The 23,939-nt window shown below is 45.3% G+C and carries 16 protein-coding genes, 2 rRNA genes and 1 pseudogene (1 of these 19 running past the window's edge); 10 read left to right on the plus strand and 9 right to left on the minus strand.

Features of this window, described 5'->3' with window-relative positions:
• Window positions 1-486: 486 nt before the first annotated feature.
• Window positions 487-1,752: a transcription termination factor Rho gene (gene rho, locus AC0VYI_RS22345; RefSeq protein ID WP_067021009.1), complete on the plus strand. Its 1,266-nt coding sequence runs from the start codon at window positions 487-489 to the stop codon at window positions 1,750-1,752.
• Window positions 1,753-1,889: 137 nt separating this feature from the next.
• Complete coding sequence (locus AC0VYI_RS22350; protein ID WP_199478417.1) at window positions 1,890-2,630, plus strand: NAD(P)H-flavin reductase; 741 nt, start codon at window positions 1,890-1,892, stop codon at window positions 2,628-2,630.
• Window positions 2,631-2,733: 103 nt separating this feature from the next.
• On the opposite strand, the gene AC0VYI_RS22355 is transcribed toward AC0VYI_RS22350, so the two are convergent.
• Together AC0VYI_RS22355 and mqo are read right to left on the minus strand one after the other, a co-directional pair.
• Window positions 2,734-3,003, minus strand: coding sequence for a YfcL family protein (locus AC0VYI_RS22355; protein WP_199478415.1), 270 nt, complete (start codon window positions 3,001-3,003; stop codon window positions 2,734-2,736).
• Window positions 3,004-3,166: 163 nt separating this feature from the next.
• On the minus strand, window positions 3,167-4,645 hold the full coding sequence (mqo, locus tag AC0VYI_RS22360) for a malate dehydrogenase (quinone) (RefSeq protein ID WP_475445695.1): 1,479 nt from the start codon (window positions 4,643-4,645) through the stop codon (window positions 3,167-3,169).
• A gap of 454 nt (window positions 4,646-5,099) precedes the next feature.
• Here mqo and AC0VYI_RS22365 point away from each other — a divergent pair, with 454 nt between their 5' ends.
• Window positions 5,100-5,501 carry a CBS domain-containing protein gene (locus AC0VYI_RS22365; protein WP_199478412.1) on the plus strand — a complete coding sequence of 134 codons (402 nt, stop codon included), beginning with the start codon at window positions 5,100-5,102 and terminating at the stop codon, window positions 5,499-5,501.
• Window positions 5,502-5,552: 51 nt separating this feature from the next.
• Here the strand turns inward: AC0VYI_RS22365 and hslO are convergent, their stop codons facing one another.
• On the minus strand, window positions 5,553-6,428 hold the full coding sequence (gene hslO / locus AC0VYI_RS22370; protein ID WP_199478410.1) for an Hsp33 family molecular chaperone HslO: 876 nt from the start codon (window positions 6,426-6,428) through the stop codon (window positions 5,553-5,555).
• A gap of 246 nt (window positions 6,429-6,674) precedes the next feature.
• Here hslO and AC0VYI_RS22375 point away from each other — a divergent pair, with 246 nt between their 5' ends.
• From AC0VYI_RS22375 to trxC, 4 genes are all read left to right on the plus strand, one after another.
• Window positions 6,675-8,600, plus strand: a complete 1,926-nt coding sequence (locus AC0VYI_RS22375; protein WP_475445698.1) for an ABC-F family ATP-binding cassette domain-containing protein — start codon at window positions 6,675-6,677, stop codon at window positions 8,598-8,600.
• A gap of 135 nt (window positions 8,601-8,735) precedes the next feature.
• Window positions 8,736-9,725 (plus strand): porphobilinogen synthase, encoded by a 990-nt coding sequence (gene hemB / locus AC0VYI_RS22380; RefSeq protein ID WP_475445700.1) that lies wholly within the window; start codon window positions 8,736-8,738, stop codon window positions 9,723-9,725.
• 202 nt (window positions 9,726-9,927) lie between these two features.
• The gene (gene ppk1 / locus AC0VYI_RS22385; protein ID WP_199478404.1) at window positions 9,928-12,144 is read left to right on the plus strand and encodes a polyphosphate kinase 1; all 2,217 of its coding nucleotides are present in this window, start codon (window positions 9,928-9,930) and stop codon (window positions 12,142-12,144) included.
• Between the two features lie 131 nt (window positions 12,145-12,275).
• The gene (gene trxC / locus AC0VYI_RS22390) at window positions 12,276-12,695 is read left to right on the plus strand and encodes a thioredoxin TrxC (RefSeq protein ID WP_199478403.1); all 420 of its coding nucleotides are present in this window, start codon (window positions 12,276-12,278) and stop codon (window positions 12,693-12,695) included.
• A gap of 462 nt (window positions 12,696-13,157) precedes the next feature.
• Here trxC and AC0VYI_RS22395 read toward each other — a convergent pair whose 3' ends face one another.
• On the minus strand, window positions 13,158-13,739 hold the full coding sequence (locus tag AC0VYI_RS22395; RefSeq protein WP_475445702.1) for a DUF2971 domain-containing protein: 582 nt from the start codon (window positions 13,737-13,739) through the stop codon (window positions 13,158-13,160).
• Between the two features lie 225 nt (window positions 13,740-13,964).
• On the opposite strand from AC0VYI_RS22395, the gene istA reads away from it, so the two are divergent.
• Window positions 13,965-15,497 (plus strand): IS21 family transposase, encoded by a 1,533-nt coding sequence (gene istA, locus AC0VYI_RS22400; RefSeq protein ID WP_475443424.1) that lies wholly within the window; start codon window positions 13,965-13,967, stop codon window positions 15,495-15,497.
• 10 nt (window positions 15,498-15,507) lie between these two features.
• A complete protein-coding gene (gene istB, locus AC0VYI_RS22405) occupies window positions 15,508-16,230 on the plus strand; it encodes an IS21-like element ISVch3 family helper ATPase IstB (RefSeq protein ID WP_475443426.1) in 723 nt (240 codons plus the stop codon).
• A 355-nt stretch (window positions 16,231-16,585) separates the two neighbouring features.
• On the opposite strand, the gene AC0VYI_RS22410 is transcribed toward istB, so the two are convergent.
• Both AC0VYI_RS22410 and AC0VYI_RS22415 read right to left on the minus strand, forming a co-directional pair.
• Entirely contained in the window at window positions 16,586-17,440 is an 855-nt protein-coding gene (locus AC0VYI_RS22410) for a DUF2971 domain-containing protein (RefSeq protein ID WP_475445704.1), read from the minus strand.
• Window positions 17,441-17,748: 308 nt separating this feature from the next.
• Window positions 17,749-18,576: pseudogene (locus tag AC0VYI_RS22415) on the minus strand (IS91 family transposase); the annotation flags it as partial.
• Between the two features lie 358 nt (window positions 18,577-18,934).
• Here AC0VYI_RS22415 and AC0VYI_RS22420 point away from each other — a divergent pair.
• The gene (locus AC0VYI_RS22420) at window positions 18,935-20,428 is read left to right on the plus strand and encodes an acetyl-CoA hydrolase/transferase family protein (RefSeq protein ID WP_475445705.1); all 1,494 of its coding nucleotides are present in this window, start codon (window positions 18,935-18,937) and stop codon (window positions 20,426-20,428) included.
• Window positions 20,429-21,013: 585 nt separating this feature from the next.
• Here the strand turns inward: AC0VYI_RS22420 and AC0VYI_RS22425 are convergent.
• The 3 genes from AC0VYI_RS22425 to AC0VYI_RS22435 form a co-directional block, all read right to left on the minus strand.
• Window positions 21,014-21,202, minus strand: a complete 189-nt coding sequence (locus tag AC0VYI_RS22425) for a hypothetical protein (RefSeq protein WP_475445707.1) — start codon at window positions 21,200-21,202, stop codon at window positions 21,014-21,016.
• Window positions 21,203-21,519: 317 nt separating this feature from the next.
• Window positions 21,520-21,634: ribosomal RNA gene (rrf, locus tag AC0VYI_RS22430) — 5S ribosomal RNA — on the minus strand.
• Window positions 21,635-21,813: 179 nt separating this feature from the next.
• Window positions 21,814-23,939, minus strand: a 23S ribosomal RNA gene (locus AC0VYI_RS22435) (it continues 768 nt past the right edge of the window).

The raw sequence follows: 23,939 nt of genomic DNA on the forward strand, positions 1-23,939 counted from the left end.
TTCAGTAAAAATCTTGTTAAAAGAAAGTATATCAGTTGTTTGTGTCCTCTTAATAGAAGAGACGAACATCCCAGCCAAAAAAGCACACTAAATCGCTAAAAAGAATGATATAGTCCTATAAATCTTTTGTATTGTTTGCGAAAAAAAGTTAGTTTTAAGGCGTTTTGATCAAAAAATTACCAAAAAAACCTTTTTTTCGCATGATTTCCTATAGACCTTACGTTTAAGTCGAACTATAGTAGTTACTGTCTTAATGCAAAAAGCTGTCGCTCTTGGGCATTAAGACTCCAATCAAATCGTTTCGCGCAGTATTGGCCTTACCCCTGTTTCGGGTTAACAAAAGCACTAGCTAGGATAATTTAACTGGCTGATGTTTTGTGCGGACTAATACTGATACTTTGTTAAATACTTCAGACATAGATTAGCATTGTTTAGAGGCTAGTCCCGTCAATTGTCCTTCAAGATGAGCTAATGCAAAACCCGTTTATGAACCTTACCGAATTAAAACAGAAATCAGTACACGAACTCTTAGATATCGCCGCAGAAATGGGCTTGGATAACATGGCCCGCTCGCGCAAACAAGATGTCATTTTCTCCATACTTAAGCGACATGCGAAAGGCGGGGAAGACATTTACGGTGACGGTATACTAGAGATTCTGCAAGACGGCTTTGGCTTCCTACGTTCTCCGGACAGCTCTTACTTGGCAGGACCAGATGACATCTACGTATCACCAAGCCAAATTCGTCGCTTTAACCTTCGCACAGGCGATACCATTGCCGGCAAGATCCGACCTCCAAAAGATGGCGAACGATATTTTGCCCTGTTAAAAGTCAACGAAATTAACTTCGATAAGCCTGAAAGCGTCCGCAATAAAATCCTTTTTGAAAACCTTACCCCTCTTTTTCCCGATGAACGTCTTGTCATGGAAGCGGGTAATGGCTCCACTGAAGACGTTACTTCACGTATCATTGATTTGGTTGCACCGATGGGTAAAGGGCAGCGTGCCTTGGTTGTCTCGCCACCAAAGGCGGGTAAAACCTTCATGCTACAAAACATTGCCAATGCGATTACTCGCAACAATCCAGAATGTCATATGATCGTTCTGCTGATTGACGAGCGTCCTGAGGAAGTAACCGAAATGTCGCGTACTGTTCGTGGCGAAGTGGTTGCCTCTACGTTTGATGAGCCACCAAGCCGTCACGTTCAAGTGGCTGAGATGGTCATCGAAAAAGCCAAGCGCCTTGTCGAACACAAGCGTGATGTGGTCATCCTACTGGACTCCATTACCCGTCTTGCTCGTGCTTACAACACCGTTATCCCATCTTCCGGTAAAGTCTTAACTGGTGGTGTCGATGCCAACGCCCTAGAACGACCAAAACGCTTCTTCGGTGCTGCTCGTAACATCGAAGAAGGTGGCAGTTTAACAATCATCGCAACCGCGTTGGTGGATACTGGTTCCAAAATGGACGAGGTCATCTTCGAAGAATTTAAAGGAACAGGTAACTCTGAGTTACACCTTGATCGTAAGATTGCGGAAAAACGCACCTTCCCTGCTATCAACATCCGTCGTTCTGGTACCCGTCGCGAAGACCTTCTGACGTCTGAAGACGAACTGCAACGCATGTGGATTCTGCGCAAACTGCTGAATCCAATGGAAGATGTTGCCGCCACGGAATTCCTCATCGATCGTTTGCGTGTGACGAAAACGAACGACGAGTTCTTTGAATCCATGAAAGGTAAAAACAAATAGGCTCGACATATTCGGGACTATCGGAAAAACCACTTTTATGAAGTGGTTTTTTTTTACCTTCACACGCGGTATAAAACGAGATTATAACGATAATATGACTCAATTTTGACAATTGAGTTAGGCCATGGAGCAACACATTGAAAGACGTCATCGCAACAGTCAACTCAGTAGCATTAATAAACCATAACGTTTATGAAGTCACGTTACAGGTCGAGGAGATGACCTTTATAGCGGGCCAATATTTGATGATTGCTCTTCCCTCCGGAGAAAAGGTTCCTTACTCCATCGGTAGCGCTCCCCATGAACTGCCTAAGCTTTCTCTGTATATTTTGGTCTCAGAGCCAGATTCATTGGCACAAAAAGTCATTGAGCACATTAAGAACCAAGTGACGATTCAGCTTAAAATACCAGGGGGCGATTGCCATATAGCGTGCGATGCTTTTCAACAACACGCTCAACAAGCAAAACCTGTTCTATTGATCGCGGGGGGGACTGGTTTTGCGCAGATGAAGAGCATCTACGAAAGTTTGCAGGCACAAAACTACCAAGGAAACATCTCTTTTTATTGGGGCGTGAGAACACCAGAGGATGTGTTTATGACGGACTGGATTCAGCAAGCCCAGCATCAACATACGACTGCTTCTTTTAATGTGGTCGTCAATGAAGCCAATATGGATTGGCAAGGCAGAACGGGGTGGCTATACGAAGCCATATTAGAAGACCACCCAGATTTAAGCGACAGTCTAGCCATCTTCAGCGGCTCAGTGAACATGGTTTACGGCACGCTGGACCAACTCGAAAACCACTATTTAAAAACAGAAAACTGTCTATCAGATGTGTTTGCTTTTGCTCCCCATCCAAACAAGCCAGTATTGTAATGCTTCACTTACTTGTTATATGTCATAAAGATAAACAACAACCGTTAAGCCATTAATAGTCGTTGTTTATCTCAGCCCGTTATAAGATCTAAATAAGAGAAACTTAAACCGTTTCGCGAGTCTTGTGCCACAAATTCAAAATTAACGTTTGATCGGCTTCGCTGACGTTTTCCGCCTCTAAAGTATCCCTTAATGTTCCTTCAAATGCTTCATCGAACTCAGCCTGTCCCTCACCCTCTGCGCTGCTATGCAGCCCTAATAGTCCTAATAGGTAAGCACAGTAAAAAAGTTCATCGCCTTCTTCTGCCTGGTGTTCTATCTCGCGCAGCGCATCACAAAGCTGATCAGCACGCTCAGAAAAGGTCATTGTCATATGCTTTTTCCCGTTGTTTTTTCCGTTATAAGTGTTGGTAATCCCCGATGAAACACCTTGCTGAGTAAGATTCTCTACTCATTAATCTCTAGCCATTACTCTCTAGAAATAGAAAAAAAGCTGGACATAGAGTCCAGCTTTTTTAATCAGTAAAACGATGCTCTTAAGGTTTAAGATTCAAGGTTTCAAGTGTATTTTGACGAATCGATAATAACAAATCAGTATTTTCGACTAAAGACTCACCATAAGACGGAATCATTTCTTTCATTCTTGCTTGCCATTGCGGTGATTTCATCCGCTCAGGGAAGCATTTTTCCAGAATGCCAACCATGGTATTGACGGTTGTGGATGCTCCTGGAGACGCTCCCAATAGGGCTGCTAACGAGCCATCTTTTGTGACAACCGCTTCGGTTCCGAACTGCAACACGCCACCGCCATGTTGACCCTTTTTAATCACCTGAACGCGCTGACCTGCATAAGCCAATTTCCAATCTTCATCTTTCGCATCGGGGAAGAAATCACGTAGGGAATCACAGCGGTCTTTATGGCTCTTGCGTACTTCGCTGATCAAGTACTTGGTCAAATCCATGTTATTTTTGCCCACCGATAAGATAGGCGCTAAGTTATTAAAGCGCATGCTCATTGGAAAATCTAAAATAGAGCCTTTTTTCAAAAACTTAGTCGTAAAGCCGGCAAACGGTCCAAACAAAATGGCTTTTTTACCATCAATGATACGAGTATCCAAATGGGGAACAGACATTGGCGGCGCCCCAATCGGGGCCGCACCATACACTTTCGCAAAGTGCTGTTTAACGATCTCTGGCTTTTCGCAAACAAGCCATTGACCACTAACGGGGAAACCACCGTACCCTTTTCCTTCTTCGACACCAGTGTTCTGCAGCAATGGTAATGCACCACCGCCAGCGCCTAGGAAAACAAACTTGGCATTGAAACGTTGTGTAGAACCATTTTGGTGAACCAACACATTCCAGGTTCCATCAGGATTTTTGTCAATGCGATTCACTTCCGCATTCACTCGTAGCTCGAAGTTGTCCATGCTTTGCAGCGTGTTAACCATATTACGAGCAATGGCCCCGAAGTTAACGTCCGAACCATGCTCAATACGTGTCGCCGCAAGGGGCTCTTTCGTATCACGATTGTTCATAATGAGAGGCATCCACTCACGCAACTTCTCTCTGTCTTCCGTGAACTGCATTTCTTTAAAAGCCGGATGAGCGCTCATGGCTTCGTAACGTGCTTTGAGCATATCCACATTGTCTTGTCCCCAAACAAAGCTTTGATGGGGCACACGGTGAATAAACTCATTAGGCGCAGGCAGCTTACCTTCTTTTACTAGATAGGACCAAAATTGAAGGCTCACTTCAAATGCCGCATTAATGTTAATGGCCTTATCAATATTGACACTGCCATCTGCATTTTTAGGCGTGTAATTCAGCTCACAATACGCAGCGTGACCTGTCCCGGCATTGTTCCAGCCATCCGTGCTTTCTTTGGCAACACCGTCTAGGCGTTCTACCATGGTGATGGCCAGGTTTGGGTCTAGCTGCTTGAGTAACATTCCTAGGGTGGAGCTCATTGCACCGCCCCCGACTAATAAAACGTCTACAGAATTTGAGGTCATATGGGTTCGCCGTGTCATAGCCAATTATGAATTTGAGAGTGATACGAAAGAAAGCTTTTGGCCGACAGTAATTGATGTAGGAATACTGTCATACTTTGCGCCACTCTCCTCAGAGCGACTCTTGCTGTTAATCGATTGATAACAATTCGAGACGCACAACCTTATCCAGGATTCTGAGCAGGTATTCTTTAATTATACGGATTTTACCAGCAATGTCTTGGTAGCATACATTAAGATCGTCGCTAAAAGTGTTACTCTTTTTTCCTAGATCCGCGCTTTTATAGGATTTTAGCCAAAAAATAACGTTTTTTCTCTACATTTAATTAAAGATTTCTCAAAAACGGTCGCTATACTTATAAAACGATATTCAATATAAATAAAATCAATTCTGTTACGACGAAGCGTCGCAAAGGCGCTGATTTGCGCCTTGCTCATACCTGCGTGGAGGTGTGTCATGCTTGCAAAAGATATTATGGTTCGTGATGTGGTTTGCGTCGATATGGATACACGTTTAACGGAAGTTATCCGCCTCATGGATGAAAAAGGATTTCATCATCTTCCCGTGCTGGAAAATGGCGTGTTGGTTGGCATCATTTCTGATCGTGATTTACTCCGTATTATCAGCCCTTTTATCGGCAGTGTATCAGAGCAATCTCGAGACACGGAGACTCTCAATCATGCCGCCCACCAAGTCATGACACGACAACCTCTAACGGTAAAAGAGCATTCGCCGATAGAGGAAGTCATCTCATGGATGGGGAAAGTCGCTATCTCTTGCATGCCCGTGGTGGATGCAGATAACCATGTCGTCGGCATCATTTCATGGCGTGATTTGATTCATCATGCAACTTTTTAATAATCTTATATAGCGTGTTAACTGGCTAAGCAGATGATAAGCACAAACTCATTAGTGGGTTTGTGCTTGGTCACCTAATAAATCCACTAAATCCGCTTCAGTAAATTCGTATTTTTCGGCACAGAACTGACAATCCACTTTGATACTGCCTTGCTCAATCAGCAATTGTCGAACCTCATCGGTACCGATCGAAATAACAGCCTCCAAGGTACGCTGGCGAGAACAAGAGCAACCAAATTGCATGGGCTTTGTATCGTACAAACGAACATCTTCTTCATGATATAAGCGATGTAATAGTTCTAACGTATCTAACCCCAGTAACTCTTCGTCTTTCACTGTGGAAGCCAAGTGAGTAAAACGCGCCCAAGCATCCTCATCACCAGTTTGTGCTTGCTCAGCAGGAAGTCGTTGCAAAAACAATCCGCCGCATTGCGCGCCATTCGCCGCCAACCAAATACGGCTCGGCAATTGTTCAGACTGTTGAAAGTACTGCTCTAAACATTCAGATAAAGACTCTCCGACAATTTCGACAATCCCTTGATAACGCTGACCATTACGAGGAGTAATGGTGATAACCAGATAACCGCCAGCTAACACCTCTTTTAGCGAAATAACATCAGGCACGTCTTGCGCCTCATCCCATTGCGCTATGCCCCGTAGATTATGCCTTTCATCGCACTCAGCCATCAAAGCAGACAAATAGCCATTGCCTTTGGCTTGAATAGATAGCACGCCGTCAATTTTAATAATATCGCGTAACAGTGCGATCGCGGCGACAAATTCCCCTAACAATTTTTCCAGACCCAGCGGGTAAACTTTTCGTTTAATAATTTCTTGATAGGCACTGGTCAATAACACACGCTCGCCACGGACGTTGGTCTTATCAAAAGAAAATCGCTGAATCTCGTTAATCAATCCACTGTTCACAAAATCACCTTACGCCCCTTTGGACGTGAGTAAAGTTCAAATAATATTGCTGCGCATTTTACCCTTGAGCCTACGAATCATCTACCTTAATACATGAAGTAATTATGATCTCAACAGGAAAACTTGCTGACGGCTATTTCGTTTCCCCGTGTCGCCCTCTAAAATGCATACCAAGACGCAAATGCACGACTTTGCCTTAATACCAATATAGCGATATTTTACCGACGTTTAGAGATTCCCTGTTTTATGATCCAATTTAGCGAAGTCAGTTTACAACGTGGCACACAATTTCTTTTGGAAGAAGCCGACCTCACCATTTTCGAGGGCCAAAAGGTAGGGTTAATTGGCGCAAATGGCGCAGGTAAGTCCTCTCTTTTCGCGATGATCCGCGGAGAACTCAGCGCCGATACTGGCGAGATCATTCTCCCAGGCCAACGACGTATTGCTTTTATGGCCCAAGAAGTCGAAGAAACGCAGCGCAGTGCCTTGGATTACTGCCTCGACGGTGATGACCATCTTCGCCTCATCGAAGCCAACATTGCCAAAGCGCAAGCACAAGACAATCACCACGATCACGCGCTTTGGCTTGGCGAGTATGAAAGTGCCCATGGCTATACTGCACAATCTCGCGCGGAAACGCTCTTGCAAGGTCTCGGCTTTAAAATGTCAGACATGCATAAACCCGTCGCCGATTTTTCTGGGGGATGGCGAATTCGCTTAAACCTTGCCAAGGCGTTAATGTGTCCATCTGATGTATTGCTGTTGGACGAACCGACAAACCACTTAGACCTAGATGCCGTAATGTGGTTAGAAAACTGGTTGCGCCAATACCCAGGCACTTTGTTACTGATTTCACACGATAGGGACTTTCTCGATGGCATTTGCAGCCACATTGTCCATCTCTACCAAAAAAAGTTGACCCTTTACAAAGGCAACTATTCCGACTACGAACGCCAGCGCTCAGAACACTTGGCTCAGCAACAGTCTAACTTCGAACGCCAGCAGGCCAAACGTGCCCACTTACAACAATACGTGGACCGTTTCCGCTACAAAGCCACAAAAGCCAAGCAGGCTCAAAGTCGTCTCAAAATGCTGGAAAAGATGGAGCTGATTGGCCCTGCCCACATCGATTCGCAATTTTCATTTTCTATCCCCGTGGCCGAAAAAACCTCTCAGTTATTGATCAACCTATCACAAGCCGATTTAGGATACACCTCGCCATCGGGCGTGCAATCGATTCAACTTGGCAACAGCAATTTTGCCCTGCGGGACGGTCAGCGTGTCGGCTTACTAGGCCCTAATGGCGCGGGTAAATCGACGTTGATTAAATCCATTGTTGGCGAAATTCCGATTCTTGCAGGAGATCGCGTCACAGGGGAGAATTTAAACATTGGCTACTTCTCTCAGCATCAATTAAGCGCGCTAGATTTAGAAGCCTCGCCATTGTTGCATATCCAGCGTCTTACCCCGAAGGTCTTAGAAAGCGATATTCGTCGATATTTGGGTGGCTTTGGCTTTACTGGTGACGATGCATTACGCCCAGTAAAAGGCTTCTCAGGTGGTGAAAAAGCGCGTCTCGCCTTGTCATTAATCGCTTGGACGAAACCCAACTTATTGGTCCTTGACGAACCCACTAACCACTTAGACATCGAAATGCGCCAAGCGCTCACCGAAGCACTACAAGAGTTCCCAGGTTCCATCTTGTTGGTATCCCATGATCGTCATCTGCTAAACAGTACCGTCGATGAGTTTTATCTCGTTGCTGATCATCACATTCAACCTTTTGAGGGTGACTTGGCGGCTTATCATGCTTGGTTGCAAGCAAGACAAGCTAACGCGGCTCAGATCGAAAAAAATGAACAGAACCCAGATAAAATGGAGAAAGTAGACCGCAAAGAAGAGCGCCGTAAAGCGGCGGAGATGCGCGAAAAATTACGCCCTCTTCGTAAGCAGATAGAAAAATATGAAAAAGCCGTTCAGACCGCTCAAAGCCATTTAGACAAGATATCAGACGCCATGACGGATGCGACCCTATACGAAGCGGAGCAACGAGACAAGCTGCAGACACTCCTCAGTGAGGAAGCCAAATGGAAAAAAACCCTAGAAGAAAACGAAGAGGCGTGGTTTGAAGCACAGGAAGAACTGGAAGACGCCCAAGCGCAACTAAGCTAGCCGCCGACTCAAAACAAAGACTTAATTGGGGAAAGTGGTTAGACATTGCGTTAATACACAGCAGTTATATCAACAATGACTTAAGATTGTCACATAAATCAAGTACATTCTTAACAAGCGAAAAGGAGATATTGGATGACCTTTCCATATACCCGTATGCGTCGCATGCGTAAAAACGATTTTTCACGACGCCTCATGCGAGAGCATCGCTTAACCGCTGACGATCTCATCTACCCCATGTTCATCATAGAAGGAAAAAAGGTGAGAGAGGCCGTTCCTTCCATGCCAAACATCGAACGAGTATCCATTGATGTTTTGCTTGAAGAGGCCAAAGAAATTGTAGCACTGGGCATCCCCATGATTGCCCTGTTTCCAGTGATCTCTGGTGATAAAAAATCCCTTGATGCGAAAGAGGCATATAACCCCAATGGATTGGTACAACGCGCAGTAAAAGCCCTAAAAGACGCGTTTCCAGAATTGGGCGTATTGACGGACGTGGCGTTGGATCCCTACACCACTCATGGACAAGACGGCATCATCGACCACGAAGGTTACGTATTAAACGACATCACCGTAGAAACGCTTGTCAAACAAGCGCTTTCTCATGCTAAAGCAGGGGCTGACGTGGTAGCCCCTTCAGATATGATGGATGGGCGCATTGGTGAAATTCGTGATGAACTCGAAGCAGAAGGCTTTATTAATACGCTGATTATGGCATACGCAGCCAAATATGCATCCGCCTACTATGGACCATTTCGCGATGCCATTGGTTCTAGCGGCAATTTAGGGAAAGGCAACAAATTTACTTATCAAATTGATCCGGCAAACTCAAACGAAGCCATTCGTGAGGTGATGTTAGATATAGACGAGGGCGCCGATATGGTCATGGTCAAACCTGGCCTCCCCTATTTGGATATCGTTCGTCGCGTCAAAACCGAGTTAGAAGTACCCACTTTTGCTTACCAAGTCAGTGGTGAATACGCAATGCACATGGCTGCGTTTCAAAATGGCTGGTTAGACAAAGATTCCGTTATTTTGGAATCCTTAGTGGCATTTAAACGTGCTGGTGCCGATGGCATCTTAACGTATTTTGCAAAAGACGCAGCCCGTTTGCTGAAAGGATAATGTCCCCCTCGTCCTGATCTGGTTTCCAATAGGTACATTCCGCCAGCTTACATGAGGAAAATTTACCCAAAGCAACATAGAACTATAGGCTTCTAGGCTGCGTTAGTGTAATTTGTTAGTTAATGCCTACTCTTTCTTAGATGGGCATTAAAGCAAGATACCAATAATATGAGAAGACGGTATTTGGGAGTTATGAAAGCGCATGTCTGAACAGTCTGTGAACGAAATGGAAAAACAGGAAGCGGTTGCAACGCCATTAGTAGAGGCCGAAGAATTGGTATTAGAACCCATTCCGGAGCAGCCTCAAGACCCTAATAAAGTTGCCATAGAAGAACGCTTACCCGAACAAATTGACTTGGCCGATCCCGAGTTGTATTTCAACCGTGAACTCAGCCATCTGCAATTTAATGCCCGTGTGCTTGAACAAGCCATGGATGAAAATCACCCTATTTTTAATCGTCTTATGTTCTTGTGTATTTTTAGCTCGAACATGGATGAATTCTTTGAAATACGTGTTGCTGGCCTAAAAAGTCAACTTGAGTACAGCCGTGAAAAAAATGGTCCAGACGGCATGCACCCGAAAAAAGTCCTTAGCTTAATCAGTGATCATGCGCACAAGCTGGTTCGTCGCCAATATCGTATTCTTAATGATATTATTTTTCCCAAACTGGCCAATGAAAACGTTAAATTTATTCGCCGTTCTGTCTGGAATGAGAAACAAGCCGCATGGGTAAAACGCTATTTTAGAGATAACGTTCTGCCCATTATTAGCCCCATTGGGCTTGACCCAGCCCACCCATTCCCAAGGCTCGCCAACAAGACTTTTAACTTTGTGGTGGAATTAGAAGGCCGGGACGCCTTTGGTCGTGAGAATGGCTTAGCCATCGTGCCTGCTCCTAGTTCATTACCTCGTTTGGTCAAATTGCCCGATGATGTGTGCGAGGGTGGCAACAATCTAGTGTTCCTATCGTCTATCATTCACGCCCATGCGGATCAGTTGTTTCCTGGTATGACAGTAAAAGGCTGTTATCAATTCCGCTTAACCCGTAATGCTGACTTAGAAGTGGATTCAGATGATATCGGTGTCGATTTAGCTGGAGCACTGAGAACCGAACTCCAAAGCCGTCACTATGGTAGCTCAGTACGTTTAGAAATCGCTAATAACTGCCCAGCACATATTATTGATTCCTTACTCAAGCAATTCGATCTTGAAAAACAAGATTTGTACCGTATCGATGGCCCAGTGAACCTAAGCCGCTTATTGGCCGTATTAGAATTGGTCGATCGTCCAGATCTAATGTACCCACCATTTTCACCAGGGTTACCTAGAAAATTAGCCAGTTCAGGCGGTATTTTTGAAGCCATTCGCCAACGCGATTACCTGTTGATGCACCCATTCGAAAGCTTCTCACCGGTTATCGATTTGTTGAGCGACGCAGCCAAAGACCCTAATGTTGTAGCGATTCGTCAAACACTTTATCGTACTGGTGCTCGTTCCCCTGTTGCTAATGCGTTAGTAGAAGCGGCTAGGAACGGCAAAGAAGTAACCGTGGTCATCGAACTACGGGCACGATTTGATGAAGCAGAAAACTTAGCCCTTGCTAGCCGCTTACAAGACGCTGGCGCGATTGTTGTTTATGGCGTTGTTCGTCATAAAACCCATGCGAAAATGATCCTCATCGTTCGTAGAGAAGGTGCAGAACTAACCCGCTATGTTCATCTAGGAACTGGTAACTACCACGCGGGAAACGCACGGCTTTATACCGATTACAGCTTCATGACGTGTGATAAAGAGATTGGCGACGATGTGCATCGTGTCTTCCAACAGCTCACCGGAATGAGCAAAGAGCTGAAGGTAAAAAAACTGCTACACGCGCCCTTTACCCTACGTGATCGTCTATTGGATATGATCAATCGTGAGGCCGAAAACGCCATCCAAGGCGAACCCTCGCGCATTATCATCAAAGTTAACTCCTTGACGGAACAACGGCTTGTTCAAGCGTTATATAAAGCCTCTCAAGCGGGCGTGAAGATTGATTTGATCGTTCGTGGTATTTGTACACTTCGTCCTGGTATCAAAGGCGTGTCGTCGAATATACGCGTACGCAGCATTATTGGTCGTTTTCTCGAGCACACCCGAGTTTACTACTTCTACAACAACCGTAATCCACAAGTATACTTATCCAGTGCCGATGGTATGGATCGCAACTTGAATAACCGAATAGAAGTTGCCTTCCCTCTTCAAGACGTCAGTTTATCTCGCCGTGTGAAAAAAGAGCTGGAATTATATTTATCGGACAATACTCAAAGCTGGATTCTACAGAGCGATGGTTCATATCAACTCTCAAAACCTCGCAAAGGCGAATACCGCAGCGCGCAACGGGCTTTGCTAAGCGAATTGGCCGACAATACGCGATAACGCTATCTTTATCTTGTTAGTCATATAAGGCTCTGATCGACCCAATCAGAGCCTTTTTTACTTGCGTCTCACCCTTGAATTTCGGTAATCCCATCCCATTTACATTAGTATATTCTAATAGGAGGCACACTATGAATATCGCGTGTCCACACTGCTTCACCACCAACCGCATCCCTGAGGGCAAATCCCATAAAGCAGGCAAATGCGGTAAATGCAAAAGCGCTTTGCATACCACTCACCCCGTAAACCTCACAGAACAAAACTTCCAGCAATACATTGCCAATACCGATTTGCCAATCGTGGTCGACTTTTGGGCCGAATGGTGTGGACCATGTAAAATGATGGGGCCAGTTTTTAGTCGCCTTGCGGAACGCTCAGAAAAAGCTTTGTTTGCCAAAGTCGATACCGAACAATGCCAACGTATTAGTGCGCAATTCAACATCCGCAGCATCCCAACACTGATCGTCTTTAAAGGCGGCAAAGAAATAAACCGTCTAAGCGGAGCGCTACCAGAAGCCCAATTAGAACAATGGATTAATCAGAATATCTAGACACTTTTCGCTGCAATAACAGATTAGATAAGTAATTTAATATAGAGAGACCTTTGCATGATGTCACGTTGCTTGGCCTTGTTAGAAGGGCTATCGCCCATAGGCCTCTCGTACATCATCTACCAACTGAGCACATTCCCGCAGTAAAACCAACGGGGAGGAAAGTTCCAAAGAAAATCAACGGCTGCTTTCAACTCCTCACTGGCTTCAGCATGGAATCGTTCATGAGCCTCATTGGCAAATCGATCCCACAAGGCAGAAACATCGTTTCAATTCCGAAACGCGAATCTTGTCGCTTTTAGTGCATACTCCATCCGAGCAAACACCGCCAGAAACTCACACGCCAGATCACTTGGCATATGAAGGTGCCGTAACCATGTCTCTCCTTCAACGCCTCAATAACCGGCGCAGCTTTGCTGCGTCCGGCCCCAAAGGGGCGTAGTTGATTGACTTGTTAGTACTTTAAACCTTAATAATTAGCTCTTGGGGTGGTTTATATAGATTTGATTGCGATACTTTACCTGGGAAGCCTTTGGCTTGAACTGCTCTTTTGAACGCGCTAAACAAATGTTTATCGATTCTTGGATCAAAGACTACTTCATCGAACATTTCATTTGGATCAATGTTAAATGGGTAAACAGGGCCTCTTCCATCTGTATAAATTAACCTGACCTCTTTTTCGTGGCTAAACTCTCTTCGTTTGTAAAGAAGGGACTCGGCAATACCGGTACCATTAGTATTGAAAACATCAATGCTAGTTAAAGATGACGCTAGCTCTCTCTGAGCTTGGTACTTTACTTTACCTATGAAGCAGGACAAGTCACCAAATTGCGGATTATTGCTTCTTAACGCCTCAAGCAATTTTCTCGGAGTCGTTTTTACTTTAGCCCCATTCGTATCTGAAGAGTAAATTCGCCACATAGCATCGGTTTCACGATGCTGAGTCCAGCATTGACCATATATTTTGTCTCGAATTCCATCCATATCGCCGGATTCGCCAGTTGATAGAAGTTTAACCTTTGAGGAAAGTAGCCAGTTTTGCATATTTCGGAGCATTCCGAACAGCCATTTCGGAATGAACCGAACACCTATTTCGGTTTAATCCGAACGCACATTCCGCGATTATCCGAACACTTTTAGGCGAACTCCGAAATCAGCGTTCGGAATAGCGAAAAGCCCGTTCGGAATGTCCGAAATCCTAATTTTTTCTCTTTTAAATCAATCACTCGCTATTCTTTATCTCTCAAATCAGAAGGTAAGGAAGCGACCATGGCTAAAAAGAGAACTCCAATGAAAAAAATCAAAGAGATATTACGACTCAAATACGACTGCGGTCTGTCCTATCGTCATATCGCTAGTTGCCTCAATGTCAGCCTTGCAACTGTCTCAGAACTTATCGCGCGCTTTAAGCAAAGTCAGATAGGTTGGCCCCTCCCAGAAGACTGTAGCGATACCGATCTCAATCAAGCGCTTTATCACTCAAAGAAAGCCAGTCGTCATAAAGTCATGCCGGACTTCGTTCAGTACGCTGTCGAACTCAGGCGTAAAGGCATGACGAAGATGCTGCTCTGGCAGGAATATCATGAACAATATCAAGAGCAAGCTTACGCTTACACTCAGTTCTGCGAGTACTTCATTCGCTGGTTCAAAACCCAAAAGCGCAGCATGCGTCAGCTTCATGTGGCGGGGGATAAGCTGTTTATTGACTATTGTGGACCTAGGCTTCAGGTGGTCAACCCTGACACAGGCGAAGTGCGAGAAGCGGAAGTGTTCGTGGCGACCTTAGGTGCGTCCAATTACACTTATGTTGAAGCCTTCCCAAGCCAAGGTAAATCCTATTGGCTAGAAGCCCATGCCAATGCGTTCGAACACTTCGGCGGTGTTCCCCAACTTTTAGTCCCCGATAATCTGCGCAGCGCGGTCACCAAAGCGAACCGCTATGAGCCAAGGCTTAATGACAGCTATCAAAAACTGGCGAATCATTATCAAACCGCGGTGATGCCAGCTCGCCCTTACAAACCAAAAGACAAAGCCAAGGCTGAAAATGCCGTGCTCCTAGTGGAACGTTGGATCATGATGCGATTGCGTCACCAAACCTTCCATACCTTCAAAGAACTGAACCTAGCCATCCGCGAACTTATGAATGAGCTAAATCAGCGAGAGATGAAACAGTACGGTGCGAGTCGCCAAGCATTGTTCAACAAACTCGATAAGCCAGCGTTAAAACCATTGCCCAAACAGCGTTATCTGTATACCGAAACCAAACGCGCCAAAGTTGGGCCGGACTATCACATCGAATATCGCCGCCATTATTACTCCGTTCCCCATCAACTGGTCGGCCATCATGTTGAACTGGAAGCCTCTAATCGTCTAGTGCAGATCTACCACCAAGGTAACTTGGTGGCTCAGCACCCACGCAGTCAAAGGGAGCGCGGAAACAGCACACAACCCGAGCACATGCCAAGTCATCATCAATATCAAAAGTGGTCACCTGGGCGCTTGCTCAACTGGGGAGCGAACATAGGACCAGCGACCCGAGAAGTCATTAACAAAATGCTCCACTCCAAGCCTCATCCAGAGCAATCCTATCGTTCCAGTCTGGGGTTGCTCAATCTGAGTAAAGTGCATGGAGAGTCGCGTTTAGAGCAAGCCTGTAACGATGCCTTGATGCTAACAAAACCTAACTACACCTTCATCAGTAACTTGCTTAAAAACAACCGCGAAGGACAACTGGATAAAGGCAAAACGAGCACACCTAACCTTGTTCATAGCAATGTCCGTGGCCCGAACTGTTATCACTAGGAGAAGATAAATGAACGCACTCGACGAGAAACTAAAAACCCTCCGCTTGAGCCATGCAGCGAAAGCACTAGAGCAGCAACAAGAGCAACTGACCACCTACGCAGAACTGAACTTCGAGGAACGGTTAAGTCTGCTTCTAGAAAGTGAGATATTGAATCGTAACCAGACCAAAATCCAACGCTTAAAACGACAAGCCAAGCTAAGAATGGACGCACAACCGAGTCAACTTATCTATAAAGAAAGGCGAAACCTTAACCGAAAACAAATGAGCGAATTACTCACTGGCAGCTACCTACACAAACATCAGAACATCTTGATAACAGGCCCAACGGGCGCAGGCAAAACCTATCTAGGCTGTGCACTGGCAACCAGTGCCTGCGATCAACAACACACCGTTAGGTACTATCGATTAACTCGCTTGCTTGATGACCTAAGTGCAGGTCGTCTCGATGGCAGCTATCAAAAACAGCTTCAGTCTCTGGCTAAAAAAACCTTACTGATCCTCGACGACTGGGGGATGGAAAAACTGACTCAAGAGCACTCAGGTCATCTGCTGGAAGTGCTTGAGGATCGTTACCAAAACAGCAGCACCATCGTCATCAGTCAACTTCCTGTAAAAGAGTGGTACAGCATGATCGACAACGCCACTGTAGCAGACGCCCTAATGGATCGATTGGTACACAATAGTCATCGAATAGAATTAGGAGGTGAGTCAATGAGAAAACTGGCGTAATCCGAACAGTTAGAGTAAAAATAAGGAAAGAGAAAAAAAGTAGGTTCAGGTGTTCGGAATAAACCGAAATGAGCGTTCGCAATCACCGAAATACGCAGTTTTCAAATGGATCATCCCATTTGCTCGGAGGAACAAGGACTAACTGTTCTTCTTCAAAGCATTGAAGAAGTCGATTTACAGGCATTATCCTATATACAGGTTTATCAAGCTCTTCATCTTTTAGGTTTAGATAATTCTGGTAAGGCACAATTTTTCCTTGAATGCATAGAACAGTTGCAAAATACATGGCGCTATATTTGGGGAACAAAAATTCGTGACATGTATTTTTTCAATTGCTTCGTCTTGTTATACGAATTTAACTCTGAACTTTAACCTTTCCAAAACCTAATCTTGCGGATGGTCGTGGAATGCTATGAATCCGTTCTTGAGGTTCCAATTCAGTATATTTCAAAACAAATGAATTTTGATCAGGGTATATTTGATAGAAACTAATATTGGAACTTGATGAATAGAGTAACTTTATAATACTTCCTACCACCCAACTATCACACCTCATACCAAAATATATACCTGATAATTTAAACGGTATTTGATGAGAACCATATGATTGAGATAACAAGCGCCACTCTGACTCATATTCCCAATCTGCAGCTTTAGTATAAAAATATTGGTTTTGAATTTGTTCATGTGCTGTGTGAGAATTATTTACGATATAATCATAAATTAGCTTAGTGCTTATTCCACGATCCCCTTCATAATCGATTTGACAAGACGTATCAACCGCACCATCCATATCAAATTCTAAACAAATACCTCGATGTTCATCAGCATAGTGGCTCCACATAAGCGGTGAATCACATTTACCTGAAAGAGAAAGAACCCCAAGATTTTTCATAATGTTGTCTAGTTGGCTCTTAATCTCTTGTTTTAACTGATAGAAATATGACTTTCTTTGTTCTTCAAGAGAATCGTATTGAGTTGAATAATAACTAAAGCTTTTAATTTTATTATCAGCTTCATTTTTTCCGACATTCTTTAACAACATTTGAAAACAAAGATCTTCTATTTTATGTTCAGGCAAATCATCTATCAAAATAGGAGAACAATCTAAAGGGTCATTGAACTGTTTTGGATCAGAATAATATATTTCACTAGCGCATAATTCTCGAATTAAAAACTCGCTAAATTTTCTATATTTATAAAGTTTCACTTGAATCCTCTCAATTCGTATAACTACTAAGCGGTTATACAGTGGCGAAGCCATGGCTATAACCGTCTGTTGAACGGCCGCGTTATCTATAGGGGATTTGCTTTTTCAGAATTGGCGACGTCCCTGTTAATATCGCAGTGCTTTTTCTCCCTTACTAAGGGATATTCCCAAAATTTAGGTGGAGTTTACGTTTATTCTTTATCACAGTATGACTCTTTTTACTCGAATCCTAAGCATTAGGCAATACTCAATCCTCAGGCTCCATGACCTGATCCGCTTTCAAGGCAATGTATTTATGCCTGAGTCTGTTAACGACTATTCAAGCCCAACTGAGGGAAATATTTTATCTCCCCAAGATAAACCACATTAGGTTCACCACACGCTGGGCATCGACACCCCATTGGCGCAGTGTCCATCTCCACTTTTACAGACTACTTGCTTAGTTCATCACTCTGTCGTTTTATCTTTTCTAAGGATCGCTTTTTTATGGCATTCGATAAATAACCATAATGACGAATACGCATAAATCCTTTGGGCAATACCTGCAGAAGAAAACGTCTAATAAGCTCCGCCGGTTCCAGTGACAATCGGCTTGCTTTATTGGCTTTTTCATCAAAATAGGACAGGGTCACCTGATTGTCTTTCCATGATTCAAGACGATGATTACTTAATCCAACCCGATAAGTATAACGAGCTAAGTAGCTGACTAAGGTCTCTCGATATTCTAATGCGGATTTGCAATAAACGACCCATGGATGACTCATTAAATGGCTCAGCGTGCCATCCAGCGTTGCCTTTTCAATCGTCGATAACCCCCCTTGTTCATACGCTTGGAGTAGTTGACTCACCATCGTGCCTCTAAAACGATTTGAGAGGAGCTTAACGGGCAAAAAATACCCTTTATGGATCGGCTTCCAATCCTTACCAGTTAAAACACCTGCGGGAACCAAACAGTGCAGATGAACATGGCGAGACAAGTTCTGTCCCCATGTATGTAACACACAGGTCATCCCTGCTTGACCATGATATTTTCTATCCGCTAACCCATTAAGAGAGCGCCATGCCGAGTGAAACAACGCACCATAAAGCGTTCGACCGTGTCGACTAACCCAATCATTTAAAGCATGCGGAAGCGTAGCAAGGTGGACTGGTATAGGCTAATCATGATCCAAGATTGATTCCTGAATACCAATAGGATCAGTCTCATTGATGTTAAGAATTTTGCGTAAAGAGCAATCAATGCCCCCCATTGATTGCGCTATCTAAGCATATAGTCAACATTCACTTCCCGAATCTCAGACTTATGTCTAACTTACTCGCTAAGACAGAAGCCTTATAGTAAGTCACCTCTTCATTTTTATCCGTAATATAAATTTCGCCAAAACTGAGGCCTAGAAAATAGGCTCCGTGCTCTAGTCCAGAGAACTGGCTACAGAGCGATTTATATTATCTAAAGTAGATCCTAATTAATAAAAACAGCATAAAGGTTTCAGGATGCAATTAGAGCGAATTAGACATGCAGGTTTACATGAAAAAGTCATGTCAGCTGAGCAAGCAAGTGAATTTATCAAAGACGGTATGACCGTGGGTATGAGTGGTTTTACCCGCGCAGGGGAAGCCAAGGCCGTTCCTAAAGCGCTGGCCGAGCGAGTAAAAGAGCACCCGCTAAAAATCAACTTAATGACGGGGGCATCACTGGGGAATGACCTTGATAAAATCCTGACCGAATCTGGTAGCCTAGCACGCCGCATGCCCTTTCAAGTGGATACCACATTACGCAAAGCCATTAACAATGGCGAAGTCATGTTTATTGACCAACACCTTTCTGAAACCGTAGAACAGCTGCGCAACCATCAATTAAAACTGCCAGACATTGCCATTATTGAAGCCGTTGCCATTACAGAAGAAGGCCACATTGTGCCAACAACATCCGTGGGCAACTCAGCAAGCTTCTCGATTTTTGCTAAGCAGGTAATTGTCGAAATCAACACGTCGCATAAACCAGAACTTGAAGGCTTGCACGACATCTACATACCATCCTACCGCCCATCGCGCACGCCAGTACCACTGGTTAAAGTGGATGACCGAATTGGCAGCACAGCGATTCCAATTCCACCGGAGAAAATTGCGGCAATTGTTTTCACTAGCCAACACGACTCTTACTCAACCGTTGGGGCGCCAGATGAAGACACAGCAGCCATCGCCAAACACCTCGTTACCTTTTTAGAAAACGAAGTCGCTGAAAAACGCCTAGCGCCAAACCTAGGGCCACTACAAGCGGGCATCGGTAATATCGCCAATGCGGTGATGATGGGCTTATTGGATTCGGATTTTACCGACCTTACCATGTACTCAGAGGTTCTACAGGATTCGACATTTGATCTGATTGATGCTGGCAAAATGAAGTTTGCTTCAGGCTGTTCTGTCATCTTATCAGAACGTATGAACTCAAAAGTCTTTGATAACCTTAAACATTACAAAGACAAACTGATTCTGCGCCCACAAGAGATTTCTAACCATCCTGAAATCGTGCGTCGTCTTGGCATCATTGCCATCAATACCGCACTGGAGTTTGATATCTATGGTAACGTGAACTCCACACACGTCTGCGGCACTCGAATGATGAACGGCATCGGTGGCTCTGGCGACTTTGCCCGTAACGCCAACATGGCCATCTTCGTCACCAAATCCATCGCCAAAGATGGTGCGGTCTCAAGCGTTGTCCCCATGGCCAGTCACGTGGATCATAACGAACATGATGTGGATATTCTGGTGACCGAACAAGGTCTTGCTGACCTTCGTGGTTTAGCTCCTCGTGAACGTGCGGTGCAAATCATCAAACACTGCGTGCACCCAGACTATCGCAACCAAATGCTCGACTACTTCGAACGTGCTTGCGCTCGTGGTGGCCATACACCACACCTTCTAGATGAGGCTTTTAGCTGGCACATCAACCTAGAGAAAAATGGCACCATGAAGTTGCTTTAACTAAAACAGCAGAACCCGAGACCCGAGGTGGCGACTTCATGGAAGTTTACTCTCCTCATTATTTGAAAAGATAAATCGGAATACATTGAAACCACCTTGCTATTGGATTCGCGCCGACGCATTTAGGTGCAAGCAAATACAGTGGCAAGGTGGCAATCTGCAAAGGCTGGCCATGGATTACCACCTTCGTGGTAATGGCGTTGTGAATGCAGGTGCTGTAGGAATAACAACCCTTGATCTCACACTCTATTTTTGAAAAGATTAACTCAGATCAATCGTCGCCTTGCTATTGGATTTGCGCCGACGCGTTGAGCCTGCGAAACAGGCGCAAGCGAATACGATGGCAAGGTGATAATCTAAGGCTGCAAAACAATAGATTACCGCCTTCGCGGTAATGACGTTGTGAATGCGGGAGCTGTAGGAATGGCAAGAGACGCTCTCACGGACCCTCCCTCAATTTTTAGGGAAGCTGACTCCCCTTTTTACTTTTGGGATTTTCTGCAGACGAAAAAAAGCCCAACAGCATAAGCTATCAGGGCCTTCCTATTAAAATCTTGATACGACCTACTTTCACATGCTTGTCTGTTATAGAGAGCCCCACACGACCATCGTCGATGGTGATGCTCCAGAACGAAAAAACCCCACTCTGCTTCGCAGGATAGGGTTTCTCTTAATTAAATCTTGATAACGACCTACTCTCACATGACTTTCTAATTCAATCAAGCCCACACTACCATCGGCGATGGCAAGCGCCTGCGGCGAAAAAAGAGTCACTTCTGAGTTCCGAGAGGGGATCAGGTGGTTCAACCCGGCTGATGGTCTACAACGTTTCTTGAGACGAAAAAAAGCCCTGACAGCATGGCTATCAGGGCCTTCTTAATTTAAAGCTTGACGACGACCTACTCTCACATGACTTTCTAATTCAACCAAGCCCACACTACCTCGGCAATGGCAAGCGCCTGCGGCGAATAAAGTGCCACTTCTGAGTTCCGAGATGGGATCAGGTGGTTCAACCCGTCTGATGGTTTAAACGTTTCTTGAGACAAAAAAAAGCCCTGACAGCATAGCTATCAGGGCCTTCTAAATTTAAAGCTTGACGACGACCTACTCTCACATGGGATCTCCCACACTACCATCGGCGATGGCACTTTTCACTTCTGAGTTCGGGATGGGATCAGGTGGTTCAATGCCTCTATGATCATCAAGAAAACTGGTGTGCGCAATGCGCAAATTCGTTCACTTGTCTCTTTTAACAATTCATTTTGAAATAGCGATAACCAAGGTCAAACCAGTGTCTATCGTAATCTGTGTCTTACGACCTCCATGGATGGAGGAAGTGCTGGAATGGTCAGGAACCATCTCCAGTAAAACCACTTTGGTGTTATATGGTCAAGCCTCACGAGCAATTAGTATTGGTTAGCTCAATGCCTCACAGCACTTACACACCCAACCTATCAACGTCCTCGTCTCGAACGGCTCTTTAGGGAACTTATGTTCCAGTGAGATCTTATCTTAAGGGAGGCTTCCCGCTTAGATGCTTTCAGCGGTTATCCCGTCCGAACATAGCTACCCGGCAATGCCACTGGCGTGACAACCGGAACACCAGAGGTTCGTCCACTCCGGTCCTCTCGTACTAGGAGCAGCTCCTCTCAAATCTCAAACGTCCACGGCAGATAGGGACCGAACTGTCTCACGACGTTCTAAACCCAGCTCGCGTACCACTTTAAATGGCGAACAGCCATACCCTTGGGACCGGCTTCAGCCCCAGGATGTGATGAGCCGACATCGAGGTGCCAAACACCGCCGTCGATGTGAACTCTTGGGCGGTATCAGCCTGTTATCCCCGGAGTACCTTTTATCCGTTGAGCGATGGCCCTTCCATACAGAACCACCGGATCACTAAGACCTACTTTCGTACCTGCTCGACGTGTCTGTCTCGCAGTTAAGCGTGCTTTTGCCTTTACACTCTATGCATGATTTCCGACCATGCTGAGCACACCTTCGTGCTCCTCCGTTACTCTTTGGGAGGAGACCGCCCCAGTCAAACTACCCACCACACAGTGTCCTCGATCCGGATTACGGACCTGAGTTAGAACCTCAAACATACCAGGGTGGTATTTCAAGATTGGCTCCAATAGAACTGGCGTCCTATCTTCAAAGCCTCCCACCTATCCTACACAAGTAGGTTCAAAGTTCACTGTGAAGCTATAGTAAAGGTTCACGGGGTCTTTCCGTCTAGCCGCGGATACACAGCATCTTCACTGCGATTTCAATTTCACTGAGTCTCGGGTGGAGACAGTGCCGCCATCATTACGCCATTCGTGCAGGTCGGAACTTACCCGACAAGGAATTTCGCTACCTTAGGACCGTTATAGTTACGGCCGCCGTTTACTTGGGCTTCGATCAAGAGCTTCGCTTACGCTAACCCCATCAATTAACCTTCAAGCACCGGGCAGGCGTCACACCCTATACGTCCACTTTCGTGTTTGCAGAGTGCTGTGTTTTTAATAAACAGTTGCAGCGGCCTGGTATCTTCGACCGACTAGTGCTTACGGAGCAAGTCCTTCACACCGGCCGGCGTACCTTCTCCCGAAGTTACGGTACCATTTTGCCTAGTTCCTTCACCCGAGTTCTCTCAAGCGCCTTGGTATTCTCTACCTGACCACCTGTGTCGGTTTGGGGTACGGTTCATGTATATCTGAAGCTTAGAAGTTTTTCCTGGAAGCATGGCATCAACCACTTCACCCAAAAGAGGGCTCGTCATCAATTCTCGGCATTCTCTCTTAAAGAGTGACCCGGATTTGCCTAAGTCACTTGCCTACTACCTTAAACACAGACAACCATCGCTGTGCTGGCCTAGCCTTCTCCGTCTCTCCATCGCAATATACATAAGTACAGGAATATTAACCTGTTTCCCATCGACTACGCATTTCTGCCTCGCCTTAGGGGCCGACTCACCCTGCCCTGATTAACATGGGACAGGAAACCTTGGTCTTCCGGCGGGGGAGGTTTTCACTCCCCTTATCGTTACTCATGTCAACATTCGCACTTCTGATACCTCCAGCCTGCCTTACAGCTTGACCTTCAACGGCTTACAGAACGCTCCTCTACCGCTCATCCTAAGATGAACCCGTAGCTTCGGTGTACAGTTTGAGCCCCGTTATATCTTCCGCGCAGGCCGACTCGACTAGTGAGCTATTACGCTTTCTTTAAAGGATGGCTGCTTCTAAGCCAACCTCCTAGCTGTCTAAGCCTTCCCACATCGTTTCCCACTTAACTGTAACTTTGGGACCTTAGCTGACGGTCTGGGTTGTTTCCCTTTTCACGACGGACGTTAGCACCCGCCGTGTGTCTCCCGTGCTCATACTCATTGGTATTCGGAGTTTGCATGGGGTTGGTAAGTCGGGATGACCCCCTAGCCCAAACAGTGCTCTACCCCCAATGGCAATACACGAGGCGCTACCTAAATAGCTTTCGAGGAGAACCAGCTATCTCCGAGCTTGATTAGCCT

The organism is Marinomonas sp. 63XJN7_9_ISO-PGPR-S23-217, assembly GCF_056173515.1.